Below are 17,775 nucleotides of genomic sequence, written 5' to 3'. Positions count from 1 at the left end.
TGTGCGATTTTGCCACAAAATATTGGGGTATCGAGCCCGCAATCAGCGGGATTTCGCGCGCGTGTGAAGATGTAGTTGTTACCAGTTGTCTTTGAACCATTTTACCGCCCGCCGAAAACTTCTGGCCGGATAACGCTCGCTCGGAATCTCGAAGTCCCACCACTCGTCTTGCGGGTGCGCCGCGAAAAGACACAACCCCACAGCGCTGGAAAAGGCCGCCCCCGTGGTCGCCTGCGGCAGCCCCTGCACCCGAAGCGGGCGGCCGATTCTCACCTGCTGGCCCAAGAGCTTGGGCGCCAGACCGTCAAGGCCCGGGATCTGGCTTCCGCCCCCCGTCAGGACGATCTGCTGGCTTGGCAGATGCTCGAAGCCGGCCGCGTCAAGCCGCTCGCGCACCTCTTCGAGGATCTCCTCGACGCGTGGGCGCATGATGCCGATCAGTTCCGCACGGCTGACCGTGCGGCGGTCCTTTTCCCAATCGCCGCTGTCGCCGCCGATCTCGATCATGTCGCGGTCGTCGATGCCGGTGGCGACGACGCCGCCGTGGAAGGTCTTGATGCGCTCGGCCACGGCCAGCGGCACGCGCAGCCCCTTCGAGATGTCCTGGGTGACATGGTCGCCGCCCAGCCGCACGGTGTCGGCGTAGATCATGTGCTTCTTGATGAAGATCGAGATGCCGGTCGCCCCGCCGCCCATGTCGATGCAGGCCGCGCCCAGTTCCTGCTCGTCCTCCACAAGGCTCGAGATGCCCGCGACATAGGACGAATTCGCCACCCCGGCGAGCTCCAGATCGCAGCGCTTGAGGCAGTAAAGCAGGTTCTCGATCACCGCATGGTCGATCGTCAGCATGTGCATGTCGCAGGCCAGGCGATTGCCGACCTGTCCGCGCGGGTCGATCAGCCCGGTGCGGTGGTCGATGGCGAAGTTCACCGGCTGGGCATGCAGCACCTGCCGCCCCTCGCCGATGTCGGGCACCTCGCAGGAGGCCAGCACCCGGGCGATGTCGTGTTCGGTCACCGGGCCGTCGCCAAGCTCGATCTCGCCGGCAAGGCCATAGCTGCGCGGGTGCCCGCCGGCGATGCAGGCGATCACGTGATCGACCCGGACGTTTGCCATCTTCTGCGCCGCCTGCACCACCGTGCGGATCGCGCGCTCGGTTTCGTGCAGGGCGCAGGTCTCTCCCAGTTCGACCCCGCGCGACCGCGTCGTGGCCGCCCCGATCACCCGGAACGACGACTGCCCGGCCATCGAGCCCACGCCGTCCTCTTCGACGAACCGCGGCGGGCCGTCGAAGCGCAGGATCAGGCAGGCGATCTTCGAGGTTCCGATATCGAGGATCGCGACCACCCCGCGCTGCAGCGCGGCCTGGCGCATCGACCGCATGGCACGCTGGGTCTGATAGAGGTCGCTCATGTCTCAGTCCGCTCCAACAGTCTGTCCGTTGATCTGGCCCAGCGCGGCGATACCCGCGGGCGTCACCCGCACCGTCGGCCGGCCGGGGTTGCGCATGTCCACCAGCGAGATGTCGCGCGCGAAAAGGTCCTGCGCTTCGTCCAGCGCGATCACCCGCTCAAGCGCCGCCACCGCGCCGGTCTCGGGGAGAAGCACGCGCTGGTCGCGGTCAAGCACAAGGTCCCAGCGTCGCTCGCCCACGCGCAGAAGTCCCCGCACGCGCGACGAGATCGGCGCGGCCGCGGCCAGAAGCGCTTGTGCCTCGGGCACGGCACGCTCGGCGCCGGGGCCTGCAAGCAACGGCAGGTCGGGCCGGTCGGTGCGCCGTTCGATCGTGGCGACGCGCTTGCCGGCGGCGTCGATCATCCGCAGCGTTCCGCCGTCGCGCCACAGCGCGACCGGGACGCGCTCGACCACCTCGATCGCAAGTTCGCCGCCCGAACGCACCTGCACCTTCACGCTTTCGACCGCCTCGAGCGCGGCGATCTGGGCCTGAAGATCGGCCAGGTCGATGTCGAAGGACGATACCGGAAACTCGACCTCGACCACCGCGCGGATCGCGTCGGTGACGGGGATCGAGGCCCCCTCGACCACCATGAGGCGCACCATGAACTCGGGCCGCTCGGCGATCTGTCGGCGCAGATCCTCGACCCCGGCCACAAGGTCGAGGCGGCGCGTCTCGTCCGCAAGGTAGCCGCCCACCGCGATCGCAAGGACGGCGGACGGCAGACCATAGCGCAGGAACCGCCGGAAGCCCGGCGTCAGCATCATCCGATGCATCCGGTAGGCCAGGCGCGACGGGGCCGGGTCGCGGCGCGGCGGCATCAGCGATTGCACGAGGCGTCCTCCACGATCCAGCGGCAAAGCTCGGGGAAGGCGATGCCGGCATGCGCCGCCTGCTCGGGGGCAAGCGAGGTGGGCGTCATGCCCGGCTGGGTGTTCGTCTCGAGAAGGATCAGACCGTCGAGCCCCCGGGTTTCGTCCCAGCGAAAGTCGGTGCGGCTGACACCCCGGCAGCCCAGAGCGCGGTGCGCGCGCAGCGCGAAGTCCAGGCAGGCCGCCTCGACCTCGGCCGGGATCTGCGCGGGGACCACGTGGCGCGAACCGCCCGGCGCGTACTTGGCGTGATAGTCGTACCAGCCGTCGGTCAGGATGTCGGTCACCGCCAGCGCCCGGTCGCCCATCACCGTCGTGGTCAGCTCGCGCCCGGGGGCGTAGGCCTCGACCATCACGACATCTGGCATCGCCTCGTCAAGCTGGGGCGGCGCGTTCGCGGCCTCGTGGACGATATAGACGCCCACGGACGAGCCTTCGTTGTTGGGCTTCACGACATAAGGCGGCGGCAGGACGTGGCGCGCCGTCACCTCGGCCTTGCAGGCCAGACGGCCGTCGACCACCGGCAGTCCCTCGGCGCGGTAGGCCGCCTTCGAGCGCTGCTTGTCCATCGCCAGCGCCGAGGCCAGCACGCCCGAATGGGTGTAGGGAATGCGCAGCCACTCCAGAAGGCCCTGGACGCAGCCATCCTCGCCCCAGCGGCCGTGCAGGGCGTTGAAGGCGACGTCGGGGGAAAGGTCGGACATGCGCCGGCACAGGTCGGGACCTGCGTCGACCTCTACCACCTCGTATCCTGTCGCCCGCAAAGCGGCGGCGCATTCACGCCCGGAAGACAGCGACACCTCGCGCTCGGCCGAGGGTCCGCCCATCAGTACCGCCACCTTCGGGGATGTCTTGCTTGACATGCCCGCTCGTGCCTCTGGGGCCGGTTTTCCGGCCTGTTATCGTTCTGCCTCAGACGGGGCCGGTTCGCCGACCCTCATGATTTCCCATTCTAGCGATATTCCACTGTTTTGGAATACCTTTTCGCGGACCTTCTCGCCCAGCGCCTCAAGCTCGGCCGCGGTGGCCGCGCCGGTGTTCGTCAGGAAGTTGGCGTGCATCGGGTTCATGACCGCACCGCCCAGCGCAACCCCTTGCATCCCGGCCTGCTGGATCAGCTTCCAGGCCTTCAGTTCGTGCGTGTCGTCGGCACGCCCGGTCGAGGAAAACCCCGCCGGATTGCGGAAGGTGGACCCCGCCGTGCGGTCCTTCGTGGGCTGCGTGGCGTCGCGCTTGGCCAGTTGCGCGGCCATCTTCTCCTCAAGTTCCGCAGGCGCGCCCCGCGGCCCTTCGAAGGTCGCCGACACGATGATCGTGTCGGGCGGCACCTGCGTCTGGCGATAGGCGAACCCCATGTCGGCATGAGTCAGCGTCACCACCTGGCCGGCCCGGGTCACCGCCGTCGCGCCGACGAAGTGATCGGCCACGTAGCTGCCATAGCAGCCCGCGTTCATCCGCACCGCCCCGCCGATCGCGCCCGGGATCGTGCGCAGGAAGGTCAGGTCGATCCCGGCCTGGGCGGCGTTCCGCGCAACATGCGCGTCCAGGGCCGCCGCCCCGGCGGTGACCCGCGCGCCGTCGATGCCGACCGCGTTGAAGCCGCGTCCAAGCCGCACCACGACGCCGCGGATGCCCCCGTCGCGCACGATGAGGTTCGACCCGACCCCCATGGGGAAGACCGACACCCCGGGGTCGAGATCGCGCAGGAAGGCGGCAAGGTCGTCCAGGTCGGCGGGCTGAAACAGCCAGTCCGCCGGCCCGCCGACGCGCAGCCAGGTCAGGTCGGCCAGCGGGCGGTTCGCGGTCAGCGTGCCGCGCGGTGTCGGGATCATCCCTCGCTCCGCAGGACGGCCGTGCGCAGCCAGCGCAGCAGGTACCGCACCGGCCAGCGCAGGACCGACGCGCCCGCGGCAAGGAAGATCAGCCCGACCCAGGGCCCCGAAAGATAGGTGATCCAGCCCAGAAGCGGGATGCCCACCGCGATCAGCCCATAGGCCGCGGGCCAGTGCTGGTGGCGCGACGGAAACATGCCGATCACGTTCGCCAGAACAAGCCAGACAAGGCCAAGGACCACCGGCGCGGTCATGCCCGATCCTCGCTTCCCGGCGGCGGCGGCACGGGCAGGCCCAGCGCCTTTTTCCCCAGATAGATCAGCGGATTGCGGAACATCGAGACAAAAGCGAACAGCCCGATCCCGGCCCAAAGCAGGCCATGCTCGATCCCCAAGAGGATCAGAAGGACCGGCGCGGCCAGAAGCAGGACGACCCCCGGCGCGTACTGAAGGCGCATCGGCAGCATCGCGGTGATCGCCGAGGCGATCACCCAGAGGCAGCCAAGGGTCAGCGACAGGCTCATCCCTTCAGCCGCTCGGGCAGGTTGCGGGCCCAGGCGCTGATCGTGCCGGCGCCAAGGCAGATCACCATGTCGCCCTCGCCCGCCTGTTCGCGCACCAGACGCTCGAGGTCGTCCTCGGACACGATCGCGCGCGCGTGTCGATGGCCATGACGGATCAGGCCCGCGACCAGATCGTCGCGGCTGGCGCCGGGGATCGGGTCTTCGCCGGCGGCATAGACCTCGGCGATGGCGACGACGTCGGCCTCGTTGAAGCAGGTGCAGAAATCCTCGAAGAGCGAGGACAGGCGCGTGTAGCGGTGCGGCTGGTGCACGGCGATGACCCGGCCCTTCGTGGCTTGGCGCGCGGCCTTCAGCACGGCCGCGATTTCCACCGGATGGTGGCCGTAGTCGTCGATGATCGTCACGCCGTTGACTTCGCCGACTTTCGTGAAGCGGCGGTTCACGCCCCGGAAGCTTGCCAGCGCGGCCTTGATCTCGGCCGCCTTCATGCCGAGGTGGCGCGCCACGGCGACGGCGGCCAGCGCGTTCGAGACATTGTGGTCGCCCGGCATCGGCAGCGTGCAGCCCTCGATCACCATGTCGTCGTTCGCCAGCGCGATGTCGAAATGCGCCACGCCATTTTCATAGCGCAGGTCGACCGCGCGCACGTCGGCCTGGGCGTTGAAGCCGAAGGTCACGACCCGGCGGTCGGTGATGCGCCCGACAAGGGCCTGCACCTCGGGGTGGTCGGTGCAGCACACCGCGAGACCGTAGAACGGGATGTTCGACACGAAGTCCTGGAAGCCCTGCCGCAGGCGGTCGAAATCGCCCCAGTGCTCCATGTGCTCGGGGTCGATGTTGGTGACGACGGCGATCGTGGCGGGCAGGCGGTTGAAGGTGCCGTCGGATTCGTCGGCCTCGACCACCATCCACTCGCCCTGCCCGACCCGCGCGTTCGAGCCATAGGCGTGGATCACCCCGCCGTTGACCACGGTCGGATCGAAGCCGCCCGCGTCGAGAAGCGTCGCGACCATTGTGGTGGTCGTCGTCTTGCCGTGGGTCCCGGCGACCGCCACGTTCGAGCGCAGGCGCATCAGTTCGGCCAGCATCTCGGCCCGGCGCACCACGGGAAGGCCGCGCGCGCGCGCCGCGTCAAGCTCGGGGTTGCCCGGCTTGATCGCCGACGAGATGACGACCACCTCGGCATCGGCAAGGTTCTCGGCCGTCTGGCCGACAAAGACCGTGGCGCCCAGGGTTTCCAGCCGCTCGGTGATCGGGCTGGCCTTTAGGTCCGAGCCCTGCACGCGGTAGCCGTGGTTCAGCAGCACCTCGGCGATGCCCGACATCCCGATGCCGCCGATTCCCACGAAGTGAATCGGCCCCATCTCGGTCGGAAGCTTCGTCGCGTTCATGTAAAGTCCTTTGACGCCTGCCAATACGTTCATTTCTGCCTCTCGCCTGTCAAATCTTCCACCATCGCCACCAGCCGGCGCGTCGCGTCCGGCCGGCCTGCGGCCCGGGCCTTTTCGGCCATTCGTGTCGCCGCATCGGGGTCCGAAAGAACCGCCGCTATCTGGGCCGAGAGCGTCTCGGGCGCAAGGGCGGATTCGGAAATCACGATCGCCGCGCCCGCTTCGGCCAGCCCGCGCGCGTTGGCGGTCTGGTGATCGGCGGTGGCCGCGGCATAGGGCACCAGGATCGCCGGGCGCCCGATGGCCGAGATTTCGGCCACGCTCGAGGCGCCGGCGCGGCTGATCACAAGCTGCGCGGCGGCCATGCGGCGCGGCACGTCGTCGAAGAAGGGCCGCACCTCGGCCGCCACGCCACCCGTCGCATAGGCTTCGGCCACGGCGTCCGCGTCTTCCTCGCGCGCCTGATGGGTCAGCCGGAGCCGGGCGCGCAGGGCCTCGGGCAAGGCAAGGATCGCGGCCGGCACGGTCGTGCTCAGGATGCGCGCGCCCTGGCTTCCGCCGATCACCAGAAGCTCGACCGTCCCGCCGTCAGGGGCGCGGTAGACGGTGCCGGCCTCGGTCAGGACGGCCGCGCGCACCGGGTTTCCGGTGTGCTCGGCCTTGACGCGCTTTGGCAGGTCCGTGGGCCAGATCCCGCAGGCCAGCGCGTCGACATGGCGGGCGAAGAGCCGGTTCACCCGACCCAGCACGCCGTTCTGTTCGTGGATCATCCGTGGCACGCGCAGCACCCAGGCCGCCGACAGCGCCGGAATCGACGGATACCCGCCGAAGCCCACGACGCCGGCTGGCCGGTCGCGCAGCATCGCCCCGATCGCGCCAAGAATGCCGGCCAGGATGCGAAACGGCACCAGCAGCCGCGCCACAACCCCGCCCCGGGCGAAGGTGGCCGACGCGACTTCGTCGACCCGGACGGCCGTGGGAAATCCACCGGCGTAGCGCGCACCGCGCGCGTCGGTCGACAGCCTGACCCGCCAGCCCTTCGCGATCATCGCCTCGGCCAGGGCCTGCGCGGGAAACATGTGCCCGCCCGTGCCGCCCGCGGCGATGACCAGAAGCGGCGCCTCAGCCATTGGGCGCAGCCCCGGTCGCGACGCGGGGCCGGCGACGACCGTTCATCGCCCGCCCCGATAGAGGATCTCGGCGAAATCGCCCTGCGGCCGCTTGCGCGTGCAACACAGAAGCATCCCGACAAGGATGCCGCCCGCGATCAGCGAGGACCCGCCGTAGCTGACGAACGGCAGCGTCATGCCCTTGGCCGGCAAGAGGCGCACGGCGACGGACATGTTGATCATCGCCTGCACGGCGAAGGTGCAGGCCAGACCGGTGCCGGCCAGCCGGATGAAGGGGTCGCGCTCGCGCATCAGGCGCATGACCGACCGGACCACGATGGTGGCGTAAAGAAGCAGGATCACGAGGACGAGGATAAGCCCGTATTCCTCGGCCGCGACGGCGATGATGAAGTCGGTATGCGCATCGGGCAGCGACCATTTCACCTGGCCCTCGCCCACGCCCACGCCAAAGAAACCGCCTTCGCGGATGGCGTTCGCGGCATAGCCCAGCTGGGTGCGCGGATCGACCTCGGGCGCCAGAAACCCGTCGATGCGGCGCGCGAAGTGTTCCGAGTTGGAATAGGCGACCGTGCCGCCGAAGACCACCAGACCCGCGATCCCGAGAAGCAGGAGGAAGGGCGCGCCGCCGACGAAATACATCACCCCCCAGGAGAACAGCACCAGGCACGCCTGCCCGAAATCGGGCTGCAGCGCCAGAAAGACGCAAATGATCAGCGCCAGAATGAAGGAGTAAAGCCGCCCCGGCGGTCCGTTGATCTCGTGGCTGGCGGCGATCAGCCAGGCCGAGACGATGACGAAGCCGGGCTTGAGGAACTCCGACGGCTGCACCGAGCCGAAGCCCAGCGAATACCAGCGCACCGCGCCCTTGCCGTAGTCGGTGCCGAAGACCGGAAGGAACATGATCGCGACGAAGGCGAAAAGAAAGCCAATCACGCCGATCCGCCGCACCAGTTGCGGCGACATCATCGACACGACCACCATCGTCCCCAGCCCCAGCCCCCCGAAGAACAGCTGACGCTGGACATAGTGATAGGGCGGAAGTCCGTTCCGCTCGGCCAGCGGAACCGAAGCGGCAAGACCCAGCAGGATGCCGATCGCGAAAAGGAAAAAGACCGCCGACAAGGACCACTTGTCGATCGTGCGCCACCAGCGGGGGAGAATCGGATCCCCTTCCCGCGCCGGCATGACGCCATAGACCATCTCTGTCATGGACCGCCCGCTCGTTCTGCCTCTGATCGCCCGTTTGCCGGGTCTGGATGCGAGTCTAGCGAATCATGGGCGTCCGCGCCAGTGCGTTGATGCGGGCCGGGCAAGAAGCCGGATCCATTTCGCGACTCGCCGCGCATCGGGTAGGATCCGACGCGACGCGACCACGCCCAAGGCCGGGAGCCGCGCGCGACCGAAAGGACAAGCTGTTGCCACAGCACGCCCCCCTGACCATCGCCCCCGAGGATGCCGCCGCCCTGCGCATCCGGCGCCGCTTCCATGCTCCGCGCAAGGCGGTCTGGACCGCCTTCACCGATCCGTCGCTGGTCAGGCAATGGCTTTATGCGCGGGACTATCCGATGATCACCTGCGAGATGGATTTTCGCGAAGGCGGCCGCTTCGTCTGGGGTTGGGCGATCCCCCAGCGCCCGGAAATGATCGTGCGGGGCCGCTTCGTCGCGATCGACCCGCCCCGCCGTATCGTCCACACCGAGCTTTTCGACGAGGACTGGACAGACGGCGAGACCACGGTGACGACCCTTTTCCTGGACGAAGGAGAGGCAACGCTGATGGACATGCATGTCCTCTACTCGTCGTCCCGGGCGCGGGATGCGGCCGCGCGCACGCCGATGGCTGAGGGCATGGAAGAAGGCTATGCCCGCCTTGACGGCCTCTTGCCCGGCTGGTCCCGAGGCGACGGCGCCTTTGACTCGGACGCCTGAAGCCCTCACCTTCGACCCCGCGCAAACAGGGAGAGCGTCATGAAGGTCGGGATCGTCGGCGCCGGCATGGTCGGCAGCGCTGCGGGCTATGCGCTGGCGCTTCTTGGAACGGTGCGCGAGGTCGTGCTGGTCGACCGCGACGCCGCCCTTGCCCTGGCGCAGGCGCAGGACATCGCCCATGCCGTGCCCTTCGCCTCGGCGACGCAGATGGGCGCGGGCGGCTACGACAGGCTTCAGGGCGCCGATGTCGTGATCCTGGCCGCGGGCGTGAGCCAGAAACCCGGCGAGACGCGGCTCGAGCTGCTGGGCCGCAACGCCGAGGTGTTTCGCGCTATCGTGGGCGAGGTGCTGCGCGTCGCGCCGGATGCGATCCTGCTGGTCGCCACCAACCCCGTCGACATCATGACCGACGTCGCCACCCGCCTGTCCGGGCTGCCGCCCACCCGCGTGATCGGCTCGGGCACCATCCTCGACACCGCGCGCTTCCGGTCGCTTCTGGGCGCGCACCTTGGCATCGCGCCGCAGTCGGTGCACGCCTATGTCCTGGGCGAACATGGCGACAGCGAGGTTCTGGCCTGGTCGGCGGCGCGCGCCGGCTCGGTGCCGATCCGGGCCTTCGCGGCTCAGGTCGGCGCGGCGCTGACCGACGACGTGGTGGCCCGGATCGACCACGGCGTGCGCACCGCCGCCTACACGATCATCGAGGGCAAGGGCGCCACGTGGTACGGCATCGGCGCGGGGCTGGCCCGCATCGTCCGGGCAATCCTGCGCGACGAGCAGGCGGTGCTGTCGGTGTCGATCCTCACCCCCGAGGTCGAGGGCGTAAGCGACGTGGCGCTCTCGGTGCCACGCGTGGTGGGCCGCGCGGGCGTCACCGCCGCGCTGTTTCCGGAACTCGACCGCGCCGAGCACGATGCCCTGCGCCGCAGCGCCGAACTTCTGAAGGCCACCGCAGACGCGCTGACGCTCTGACCGGTCAGCCGAGCTTGGCGACCTCGGCGATGAAGTCCTCGCCGCGCTTTTCGAAGTTGTCGTACTGGTCGAAACTTGCCGCGGCGGGCGCCAGAAGCACCGTCTCGCCAGGCGCGGCCTCGGCTGCGGCGCGGGCGACGGCCTGGGCCATGGTCTCGCAAACCTCATGCGGGGTCTGCGCGATCTCGAGCGCCACCTCGCGCGCCTGCCGGCCGATCACATAGGCCTTCACGACGCGATCGAGATGCGCCTTTGCCGGGCCAAGCCCGCCCTCCTTCATCTGTCCGCCGACGATCCAGCGGATGCGGTCGAAGGCGGCAAGCGCCCGCGCGGCGCTGTCGGCGTTGGTCGCCTTGCTGTCGTTGACGAAGCGCACGCCGGCGCGCTCGGCCACCAGCTGACTGCGGTGCGGCAGGCCGGCGAAGCTGTGGAAGGCCTGCTCGATCGCCTTCGGCGCGACGCCCAGCGCGCGCACCGCGGCATAGGCGCAGCAGGCGTTCTGGTGGTTGTGCGACCCGGGCAGACCGCTGACGCCGCGCAGGTCGAGCGACGCGACCTGTCGCCCCTTGCGGTATTCGCTGAGAAACCCCTTGCGCGCGAAGACCGACCAGCCCGGACCGGCCAGCTTGCGCTCGACCGAGACCCGGATCACCCGGTCGTCGCCCGGGCCTTCCGCCATCTGCCCGGCCAGGAACAGCCCCTCGGTCTCGTCCACCCCGATCACCGCGCGGTCCGGCCCGCCCTCGGCGAAGAGCCGGCGCTTGGCAGCGAAATAGCCGCCCATGCCGCCATGCCGGTCAAGATGGTCGCTGGTGAGATTGGTGAACACGGCCACGTCCGGCGTCAGCGCCCGGGCAAGCTCGGTCTGGTAGCTCGACAATTCCAGCACCACGACCCCGCCCTCGCCCGGCGGATCGATGTCAAGCACGCCGCGCCCGATGTTTCCGGCAAGCTGGCTTTCATGCCCTGCCTCGCCCAGAACATGGTGGATCAGCGCCGACGTCGTCGACTTCCCGTTCGTGCCCGTCACCGCGATCACCCGGGGCGGCGTGTCGAGGTCCTCCCACTCGGCGCGACCCAGCGAGCGGAAGAACAGCCCGATGTCGTTGTCGACCGGAACCCCGGCCGCGAGCGCGGCCAGGATCACGCGGTTCGGCGCGGGGTAAAGATGCGGAATGCCCGGCGACACGATCAATGCCGCCACGCCGTCCCAGGCGCCGTCGCGGCCGAGGTCGCGCAGGACAAGCCCCTCGGCCTCGGCCCGGGCGCGCGCTTCCGGGCTGTCGTCCCAGCACAGCGCCTCGGCGCCGCCCGCGGCCAGCGCCCGCGCCGCCGTCAGCCCCGACCGGCCAAGCCCCAGGACCGCCACCTTCGCCCCTTCATAGCCTCTGACCGGGATCATGCATTCCTCCGACATCGTTCCGCGCCGCCAGGCCGGTGCTTCTTCTGGCGGAAAATACCTTTCGGGGGTGCGGGGGTGGAAGACCCCCGCGTCTCGACCCCCGCGTCTCGCCTCCGGCTTCGCGACCCCGCCTACCGCACCTTCAGCGTCGCCAGCCCGATCAGCGCAAGGATCAGCGAGATGATCCAGAAGCGGATCACGATCTGCGGCTCGGCCCAGCCCTGCTTCTCGAAATGATGGTGGATCGGCGCCATCAGGAAGACGCGCTTGCCGGTGCGCTTGAAATAGGCGACCTGGATGATGACGCTCAGCGCCTCGACCACGAAGAGGCCGCCGACGATCGCCAGGACGATCTCGTGCTTGGTGGCCACCGCGATCGCCCCCAGCGCGCCGCCCAGCGCAAGCGATCCGGTATCACCCATGAAGACCGCGGCCGGCGGCGCGTTGTACCACAAGAACCCCAGCCCGCCGCCGATCAGCCCGGCCGAGAACACCAGGATCTCGCCCGTGTCCGGGACGTAGTGCACGTCGAGATACTCCGAAAAGTCGACCCGGCCCACGGCATAGGCGATCACGCCCATCGTGCCGGCCGCGATCATCGCCGGCATGATGGCCAGTCCGTCCAGCCCATCTGTCAGGTTCACCGCGTTGGCCGAACCCACGATCACCAGGATCGAGAAGGGCACGAAGAGAACGCCAAGGTTCACCAGCACGTCCTTGAAGAAGGGAAGCGCCAGCTGGTTCGTCAGCGCCTCGGGATGCAGCGTGGCCGCCCAGTAGCCCGCGATGGCGGCGATCACGATGCCGATCGCCAGCCTCAGCTTGCCCGACACGCCCTTGTGCGTCTGCTGCGTGACCTTGGCATAATCGTCCGCGAAGCCGACCAGCCCGAAGCCGACCGTCACGAAAAGCACCAGCCAGACATAGCCGTTGTCGAGCCGCGCCCAGAGCAGGGTCGAGACGACCAGCGCCGACAGGATAAGAAGGCCCCCCATCGTCGGCGTGCCTGCCTTCGACAGGATGTGTCCCTCCGGCCCGTCGCTGCGGATTGGCTGGCCCTTCTTCTGGCGACGGCGCAGAAGGTTGATCAGCGGTCGTCCGAACAGAAACCCGAAGACCAGCGCCGTGAAGAAGGCCCCGCCGGCGCGAAAGGTGATGTAGCGGAAGAGGTTGAAGAAATCCCCCCCGTCCGAGAACCCGGTCAGCCAGAAAAGCATCAGTCAGTCCCCTTTTCGGCGCCGCGGTCCCTGGCCGCCGCGTCCATGAATGCCGTGACGATCAGGCTCACCCGGATGCCTTTCGAGCCCTTGACCAGCACCACGTCTCCGGGCCGCGCGATCTCGGCAAGGCGGGGGCACAGCGCTTCGGCCCGCTCGGCCCAGAGGCCCCGCTTCGCCTCGGGCAGCGCCTCCCACAGGTGGTGCATCCGGGGACCGACGCAGTGGATCGTGGCAATCTCGGCCAGCGCCGGGTGCCCGGCCACCTCGGCGTGAAGCCGCGCCTCGTCCGGGCCAAGCTCGAGCATGTCGCCCAGAACCGCTACGCGCCGCCCGCCCGGCGCCGGGCGCGCGGCCGCCAGAACCGCCAGCGCCGCGGAAAGCGAGGCCGGGTTGGCGTTGAACGCGTCGTCGACAAGCGTGAGCGTCCCGCCGTCGGGATGCGCGATCTGCTGCGACACGCCGCGCCCGCCCGGCGGCGCCCAGCCGTCAAGGTTGCGCGCGGCCCGGGCCGGATCGGCCCCGACCGCCGCCACCGCCGCAAGCACCGCCGCCGCGTTCATCGCGAAATGCTGCCCCGGCGTGCCAAGGCGGAACGTCAGCCGCCCTGCGGGTCCGTCGATCACGACGTCGGTGCCGCTGTCGTCGACAGCGGCCGAGGAAAGCCGCCACTCCGCCCCCGCGCCCGCGCCGAACAGGACCTCGTGTCCCGCATGGCGCGCGGCCCAGTCGCGCAGGATCGGCGTCGTCGGCAGATCGCCGTTCAGGATCGCCGTGCCGTCGGGCTCGAGCCCGACGAAGATCGACGCCTTCTCGTGCGCGATCCCCTCGATCTTGCCGAAGGCCTCGAGATGGGCGGCCGCAACCAGTGTCACGATGGCGGCGTGGGGCCGGGTCATGCGCGTCAGGGGGGCGATCTCGCCGGGCGCGTTCATGCCGATCTCGATCACCGCGAAATCGGTCCCGGCCGGCATCCGCGCCAGCGTCAGCGGCACGCCCCAGTGGTTGTTATAGCTCTTCTCGGCGGCATGCACCCGCCCCTGCCCGGCCAGCGCATCGGCCAGCATCTTCTTGGTCGAGGTCTTGCCGGCCGACCCGGTGATCGCCACCACCCTGGCCCCGGTCCGCGCCCGCGCCGCCCGGCCCAGCGCGCCCAGCGCCTCGAGAACGTCGGGCACGACCAGAAGCGGCGCCTCCGGCGGCACGCCCTCGGGAATGCGCGACACAAGCGCCGCGGCCGCCCCCTTTGCCAGCGCGTCGGCCACGAAATCATGCCCGTCGCGCACATCGGTGAGCGCGACGAACAGATCGCCCGGCTCAAGCGTCCGCGTGTCGATCGAGACGCCCGTCGCCGTCCAGTCCGTCGTCGTTCGGCCACCCGTCGCGGCCGCCGCCGCGTCCGCGGTCCAGAGCGCGCTCATGCGATGCGCCCATCAAGCGCCGCGACCGCGACGCTGGCCTGTTCGGCATCGTCGAAGGGCAGGACAGCGCCGCCGATGACCTGCCCGGTCTCGTGGCCCTTGCCGGCGACCAGAAGCGCGTCGCCGGGGCCAAGGGCATCGACCCCGCGCAGGATCGCCTCGGCCCGGTCGCCCACGTCGTTGGCTTCGGGGCAGCCCTGCCGGATCGCCGCCCGGATCACGTCGGGATCTTCCGAGCGGGGGTTGTCGTCGGTCACGAACACCACGTCGGCATGGCGCGCCGCCGCCTCGCCCATCAGCGGACGCTTGGTGCGGTCACGGTCGCCGCCGGCGCCGAAGACGATGACCAGACGGCCCAGCACATGCGGGCGCAAGGCCTTGAGCGCGGTCGCGATGGCGTCGGGCGTGTGGGCGTAGTCGACAAAGACGGTCGCGCCGTTGTCGCGCGTGGCGACGTGCTGCATCCGGCCGCGCACCGTGGTCAGATGCTCGAGCGCGTCGAAGACCGCGCGCGGGTCGGACCCGCTGCCGATGCACAGCCCGGCGGCGACCAGGGCGTTGGCCGCCTGAAACCCGCCGATCAGGTTCAGCCGCCGCTGGTGGGCCTGCCCGTTCCATTCGAACCGCAGGTCCTGCCCGGTGGCGTCATAGCGCTGCGCGACGATGCGCAACGCCGCGTCGGCGCGGGTGCCCACGGTCAGCAGATCCTGCCCCCGCGCCTCGGCAACGTCGCGCATGTAGGGGCCATAGCCGTCGTCGATGTTGATGACGGCGGTGCCGTCCTCAGGCAGGATACGGGCGAAAAGCTGCGCCTTGGCATCGCGATAGGCCGACATCGTGCCGTGATAATCGAGGTGATCCTGCGTCAGGTTGGTGAACCCCGCCGCCGCCAGCCGCACGCCGTCGAGACGGCGCTGGTCCAGCCCGTGCGACGATGCCTCCATCGCGCAATGCGCGATGCCCTGGGCCGCGATCTCGGCCAGGGTGCGGTGCAGGGTGATCGGCTCGGGCGTGGTGTGGCCCAGGGGTTTCGACCAGTCGCCCTCGACCCCGGTGGTGCCAAGGTTCACCGCCGGTTCGCCCATCGCGCTCCAGAGCTGCCGGGTGAAGCTGGCGACCGAGGTCTTGCCGTTCGTGCCGGTGACGGCGACCACGATGTCGGGCTGATGCCCGAACCACAGCGCCGCGGCATAGGCCAGCGCCTGGCGCGGGTCCTCGGCCACGATCAGCGGGATGCCCGAGGCGCGGATCTCGTCGCCGGCGATGCGCGCGCCGTCCTTGTCGGTCAGGATCGCGCCTGCGCGCTGGCGGATGGCATAGGGGATGAACTCGCCGCCATGAACCCGCGCGCCGGGCAGCGCGGCAAAAAGGTGCCCTTCGCGCACATCGCGGCTGTCGACAGAAAGGCCGGTGACGCGCACCTCGCCCGCACCCGGGGCGGTCAGCCCGAGCTCTGCCAGTGATCGCGCGATGGCCCGGGTTCCCATGCTCGCCCCAACCCGTTCTAGTTTGACGTGAGTGTTAGCGCATCCTCGGGGGCGGGTTCAATGACCGGGGTGAGGCCAAGCAGCGGCGCGGTGCGGCGGATGATCTCGGCCGCCACCGGCACCGCCGTCCAGCCGGCGGTCCGGCGCGGCTCGGTCCCGGAAGTTTCGACCGGCTCGTCAAGGGTCACGACGAGCACGTATTTCGGGTCGCTCGACGGAAAGATCCCGGCGAAGGTCGCGATCACCTTGTCGTCGTAGTAGCCGCCCGTGCGCTTGGGCTTGTCGGCGGTGCCGGTCTTGGCGCCAACCTCGTAGCCGCGGACATCGGCGAAGGTCGCGGTGCCGTGCACGACCGTCTCGCGCATCATCGAGCGGACCTGCGCCGAGGTGCGTTCCGAGACGATCCGCGCGCCGGGCTCGGGCGCGGCCCGCCTCAGAAGCGTCGGCGTGATCCTCGTGCCGCCGTTCAGGACCGAGGCGTAGGCCGTCGCAAGATGCAGCGGGCTGGCCGACAGGCCGTGGCCATAGGAGATGGTGATCGTCGAGATGTCGGACCACTGGCGCGGCAGAAGCGGGCGGCCGGTGGGCGCCTCGACCAGCTCGACCGGAGTCGGCTGGAAGAACCCAAGCTTTTCAAGGAACTGCTTCTGGCGCTCGCTCCCGATCTGAAGCGCCATCCGCGCCGTGCCGATGTTCGAGGATTTCACGATGACGTCGGTCACCGACAACTGCGGGCCGTAGTTACGGAAATCGCTGATGCGGTGCTTGCCCCAGCGCATCGGCCCCTGCGTGTCGAGCATCGTGGTCGGATTGACCAGACCTTCGTCGAGCGCCTGCGCCACGGTCAGGATCTTGAAGGTCGACCCAAGCTCGTAGACCCCAAGCACGGCGCGGTTGAACAGCGGGCTGTCGGCCGGGTCGCCCTGAGTGACCGGCGCGGGACGATCGTTGGGGTCGAAATCGGGCAGCGAGGCCAGCGCGACGATCTCGCCCGTATGGACATCCATCATCACCGCGGTCGCGCCCTTGGCGTTCATCAGCATCATGCCGCCGTGAAGCACGCGCTCGACCGCGTCCTGGATTGTCAGGTCGATCGACAGCTGAAGCGGCGCGCCTTCGTTCGCAGGATCGCGAAGGTAGTCGTCGAACTGCTTTTCGATGCCGGCGCGGCCCACGATCTCGGCCGAGTTGACGCCCTCGCGCCCGAAGCCGGCCCCGCCCAGGATATGCGCGGCCAACTTGCCATTGGGATAAAGCCGCATCTCGCGCGGGCCGAACATCAGGCCCGGATCGCCGATGTCGTGCACGGCCTGCTTCTGTTCGGGCGAGATGTTCCGCTTGATCCACAGGAACTTGCGCGGCCCAGTGAACTGCTCGATCAGCTTGGCCTCGTCAAGCTCGGGGAAGATCCGGACCAACTCGCGGGCGGCCCGCTCCTTGTCGACCATGATCGGGGGCTGGGCATACAGCGAATGCGTGGTCAGGTTCGTGGCCAGGATCCGGCCCTGGCGGTCGACGATGTCGGCGCGCTGTGCGAGGATCGAATTGCCCGTGGCCGCGGCGCGCGGCTCGGCCGGTTCGGACCCGGCCAGATGGCCCATGCGCACGCCGATCAGCACGAACCCCACGAGGAAGAACACGCCCAGCACCAGCAGCCGCCCCTCGGCGCGCTGGCGCTCGCGGTCGCGCATCTCTTCGTGGCGACGGCGGATGTTCTCGCGTTCGATTACGTCGGGGTTCTCGCCCTGGGCGCGGGCGCGCAGGATGGCGGCAAGGGGGCGAAGGGGGATACGGCTCATGGGAAGCTCTCCAGGTCGCCGCGCACCTCGATCGAGTCGGTCACCGACCAATCGTCGGGCATCGGATAGGTGATCTGGTCGACCTGCCCGAACTGGTCGGGCGACAGCGGCAAAAGCCCCAGCCGGTCGAAGTTCAGGTCCGACAGGTCGCGCAGGCGATCGGGCCGGTTGAGATAGGCCCATTCCGCCCGCAGCACGCCCAGCGTCTCGCGCAGCGAGGCGATCTCGGCGTTCAGCCGCTCGACCTCGCGCAGGGAGTCCTGCGTGCGGTAGTTCTCCTGGTAGGCCCAGCTCGCCAGTCCCACCACGCACAGCGCGACGGCGATGAAGAAGACCGATCGCATG

The 17,775-nt window shown here is 69.3% G+C and carries 17 protein-coding genes; 2 read left to right on the top strand and 15 right to left on the bottom strand.

Annotated elements, in window-relative coordinates:
* Positions 1-78 precede the first annotated feature (78 nt).
* From ftsA to ftsW, 9 genes are read right to left on the bottom strand one after another with little or no spacing between them, the layout of a single operon-like run.
* On the bottom strand, positions 79-1,413 hold the full coding sequence (ftsA, locus tag ACRDNQ_RS02565; protein ID WP_431827057.1) for a cell division protein FtsA: 1,335 nt from the start codon (positions 1,411-1,413) through the stop codon (positions 79-81).
* A gap of 3 nt (positions 1,414-1,416) precedes the next feature.
* Positions 1,417-2,289: a cell division protein FtsQ/DivIB gene (locus ACRDNQ_RS02560; protein WP_431827056.1), complete on the bottom strand. Its 873-nt coding sequence runs from the start codon at positions 2,287-2,289 to the stop codon at positions 1,417-1,419.
* Positions 2,277-3,191: a D-alanine--D-alanine ligase gene (locus tag ACRDNQ_RS02555; protein WP_431827055.1), complete on the bottom strand. Its 915-nt coding sequence runs from the start codon at positions 3,189-3,191 to the stop codon at positions 2,277-2,279. Before ACRDNQ_RS02555 ends, ACRDNQ_RS02560 begins: the two co-directional genes overlap by 13 nt.
* Before the next feature lie 36 nt (positions 3,192-3,227).
* Positions 3,228-4,160 carry a UDP-N-acetylmuramate dehydrogenase gene (gene murB, locus ACRDNQ_RS02550; RefSeq protein ID WP_431827054.1) on the bottom strand — a complete coding sequence of 311 codons (933 nt, stop codon included), beginning with the start codon at positions 4,158-4,160 and terminating at the stop codon, positions 3,228-3,230.
* Entirely contained in the window at positions 4,157-4,414 is a 258-nt protein-coding gene (locus ACRDNQ_RS02545; protein WP_431827053.1) for a DUF2484 family protein, read from the bottom strand. The genes murB and ACRDNQ_RS02545 overlap by 4 nt, the downstream gene beginning before the upstream one ends.
* The gene (locus tag ACRDNQ_RS02540; protein WP_431827052.1) at positions 4,411-4,683 is read right to left on the bottom strand and encodes a DUF2484 family protein; all 273 of its coding nucleotides are present in this window, start codon (positions 4,681-4,683) and stop codon (positions 4,411-4,413) included. The genes ACRDNQ_RS02545 and ACRDNQ_RS02540 overlap by 4 nt, the downstream gene beginning before the upstream one ends.
* Complete coding sequence (gene murC, locus ACRDNQ_RS02535; protein WP_431827051.1) at positions 4,680-6,074, bottom strand: UDP-N-acetylmuramate--L-alanine ligase; 1,395 nt, start codon at positions 6,072-6,074, stop codon at positions 4,680-4,682. Before murC ends, ACRDNQ_RS02540 begins: the two co-directional genes overlap by 4 nt.
* 29 nt (positions 6,075-6,103) lie before the next feature.
* Positions 6,104-7,204 carry an undecaprenyldiphospho-muramoylpentapeptide beta-N-acetylglucosaminyltransferase gene (gene murG / locus ACRDNQ_RS02530; protein WP_431827050.1) on the bottom strand — a complete coding sequence of 367 codons (1,101 nt, stop codon included), beginning with the start codon at positions 7,202-7,204 and terminating at the stop codon, positions 6,104-6,106.
* Positions 7,205-7,246: 42 nt separating this feature from the next.
* On the bottom strand, positions 7,247-8,413 hold the full coding sequence (gene ftsW / locus ACRDNQ_RS02525) for a putative lipid II flippase FtsW (RefSeq protein WP_431827049.1): 1,167 nt from the start codon (positions 8,411-8,413) through the stop codon (positions 7,247-7,249).
* Between the two features lie 206 nt (positions 8,414-8,619).
* Here ftsW and ACRDNQ_RS02520 point away from each other — a divergent pair, with 206 nt between their 5' ends.
* Both ACRDNQ_RS02520 and ACRDNQ_RS02515 read left to right on the top strand, forming a co-directional pair.
* The gene (locus ACRDNQ_RS02520) at positions 8,620-9,132 is read left to right on the top strand and encodes an SRPBCC domain-containing protein (RefSeq protein WP_431827048.1); all 513 of its coding nucleotides are present in this window, start codon (positions 8,620-8,622) and stop codon (positions 9,130-9,132) included.
* 39 nt (positions 9,133-9,171) lie between these two features.
* On the top strand, positions 9,172-10,104 hold the full coding sequence (locus ACRDNQ_RS02515; RefSeq protein WP_431827047.1) for an L-lactate dehydrogenase: 933 nt from the start codon (positions 9,172-9,174) through the stop codon (positions 10,102-10,104).
* A gap of 4 nt (positions 10,105-10,108) precedes the next feature.
* Here ACRDNQ_RS02515 and murD read toward each other — a convergent pair whose 3' ends face one another.
* The 6 genes from murD to ftsL all read right to left on the bottom strand — a co-directional run bounded on the left by murD (position 10,109) and on the right by ftsL (position 17,774).
* Positions 10,109-11,506 (bottom strand): UDP-N-acetylmuramoyl-L-alanine--D-glutamate ligase, encoded by a 1,398-nt coding sequence (gene murD, locus ACRDNQ_RS02510; RefSeq protein WP_431827046.1) that lies wholly within the window; start codon positions 11,504-11,506, stop codon positions 10,109-10,111.
* Positions 11,507-11,637: 131 nt separating this feature from the next.
* Entirely contained in the window at positions 11,638-12,723 is a 1,086-nt protein-coding gene (gene mraY / locus ACRDNQ_RS02505; protein WP_431827045.1) for a phospho-N-acetylmuramoyl-pentapeptide-transferase, read from the bottom strand.
* Positions 12,723-14,144, bottom strand: coding sequence for a UDP-N-acetylmuramoyl-tripeptide--D-alanyl-D-alanine ligase (locus tag ACRDNQ_RS02500; RefSeq protein WP_431827044.1), 1,422 nt, complete (start codon positions 14,142-14,144; stop codon positions 12,723-12,725). The genes mraY and ACRDNQ_RS02500 overlap by 1 nt, the downstream gene beginning before the upstream one ends.
* A complete protein-coding gene (locus tag ACRDNQ_RS02495) occupies positions 14,141-15,631 on the bottom strand; it encodes a UDP-N-acetylmuramoyl-L-alanyl-D-glutamate--2,6-diaminopimelate ligase (RefSeq protein WP_431827043.1) in 1,491 nt (496 codons plus the stop codon). Before ACRDNQ_RS02495 ends, ACRDNQ_RS02500 begins: the two co-directional genes overlap by 4 nt.
* 17 nt (positions 15,632-15,648) lie before the next feature.
* Positions 15,649-17,430, bottom strand: a complete 1,782-nt coding sequence (locus ACRDNQ_RS02490) for a peptidoglycan D,D-transpeptidase FtsI family protein (protein WP_431827042.1) — start codon at positions 17,428-17,430, stop codon at positions 15,649-15,651.
* The gene (gene ftsL / locus ACRDNQ_RS02485) at positions 17,427-17,774 is read right to left on the bottom strand and encodes a cell division protein FtsL (protein WP_431827041.1); all 348 of its coding nucleotides are present in this window, start codon (positions 17,772-17,774) and stop codon (positions 17,427-17,429) included. The genes ACRDNQ_RS02490 and ftsL overlap by 4 nt, the downstream gene beginning before the upstream one ends.
* Position 17,775: the final 1 nt, after the last annotated feature.

The organism is Saliniferula longa (assembly GCF_050789285.1).
In the GTDB taxonomy this organism is placed as follows: domain Bacteria; phylum Pseudomonadota; class Alphaproteobacteria; order Rhodobacterales; family Rhodobacteraceae; genus CAVPWP01.
This window is presented reverse-complemented; position numbering and strand designations above follow the sequence as displayed.

Excerpts from the sequence above, each read along its gene's own strand:
- ftsA (WP_431827057.1), bottom strand. The coding sequence starts at position 1,413 with ATGAGCGACCTCTATCAGACCCAGCGTGCCATGCGGTCGATGCGCCAG.
- ACRDNQ_RS02555 (WP_431827055.1), bottom strand. The coding sequence starts at position 3,191 with ATGTCAAGCAAGACATCCCCGAAGGTGGCGGTACTGATGGGCGGACCC.
- murB (WP_431827054.1), bottom strand. The coding sequence starts at position 4,160 with ATGATCCCGACACCGCGCGGCACGCTGACCGCGAACCGCCCGCTGGCC.
- ACRDNQ_RS02545 (WP_431827053.1), bottom strand. The coding sequence starts at position 4,414 with ATGACCGCGCCGGTGGTCCTTGGCCTTGTCTGGCTTGTTCTGGCGAAC.
- ACRDNQ_RS02540 (WP_431827052.1), bottom strand. The coding sequence starts at position 4,683 with ATGAGCCTGTCGCTGACCCTTGGCTGCCTCTGGGTGATCGCCTCGGCG.
- murC (WP_431827051.1), bottom strand. The coding sequence starts at position 6,074 with ATGAACGCGACGAAGCTTCCGACCGAGATGGGGCCGATTCACTTCGTG.
- murG (WP_431827050.1), bottom strand. The coding sequence starts at position 7,204 with ATGGCTGAGGCGCCGCTTCTGGTCATCGCCGCGGGCGGCACGGGCGGG.
- ftsW (WP_431827049.1), bottom strand. The coding sequence starts at position 8,413 with ATGACAGAGATGGTCTATGGCGTCATGCCGGCGCGGGAAGGGGATCCG.
- ACRDNQ_RS02515 (WP_431827047.1), top strand. The coding sequence starts at position 9,172 with ATGAAGGTCGGGATCGTCGGCGCCGGCATGGTCGGCAGCGCTGCGGGC.
- murD (WP_431827046.1), bottom strand. The coding sequence starts at position 11,506 with ATGATCCCGGTCAGAGGCTATGAAGGGGCGAAGGTGGCGGTCCTGGGG.
- mraY (WP_431827045.1), bottom strand. The coding sequence starts at position 12,723 with ATGCTTTTCTGGCTGACCGGGTTCTCGGACGGGGGGGATTTCTTCAAC.
- ACRDNQ_RS02500 (WP_431827044.1), bottom strand. The coding sequence starts at position 14,144 with ATGAGCGCGCTCTGGACCGCGGACGCGGCGGCGGCCGCGACGGGTGGC.
- ACRDNQ_RS02495 (WP_431827043.1), bottom strand. The coding sequence starts at position 15,631 with ATGGGAACCCGGGCCATCGCGCGATCACTGGCAGAGCTCGGGCTGACC.
- ACRDNQ_RS02490 (WP_431827042.1), bottom strand. The coding sequence starts at position 17,430 with ATGAGCCGTATCCCCCTTCGCCCCCTTGCCGCCATCCTGCGCGCCCGC.
- ftsL (WP_431827041.1), bottom strand. The coding sequence starts at position 17,774 with ATGCGATCGGTCTTCTTCATCGCCGTCGCGCTGTGCGTGGTGGGACTG.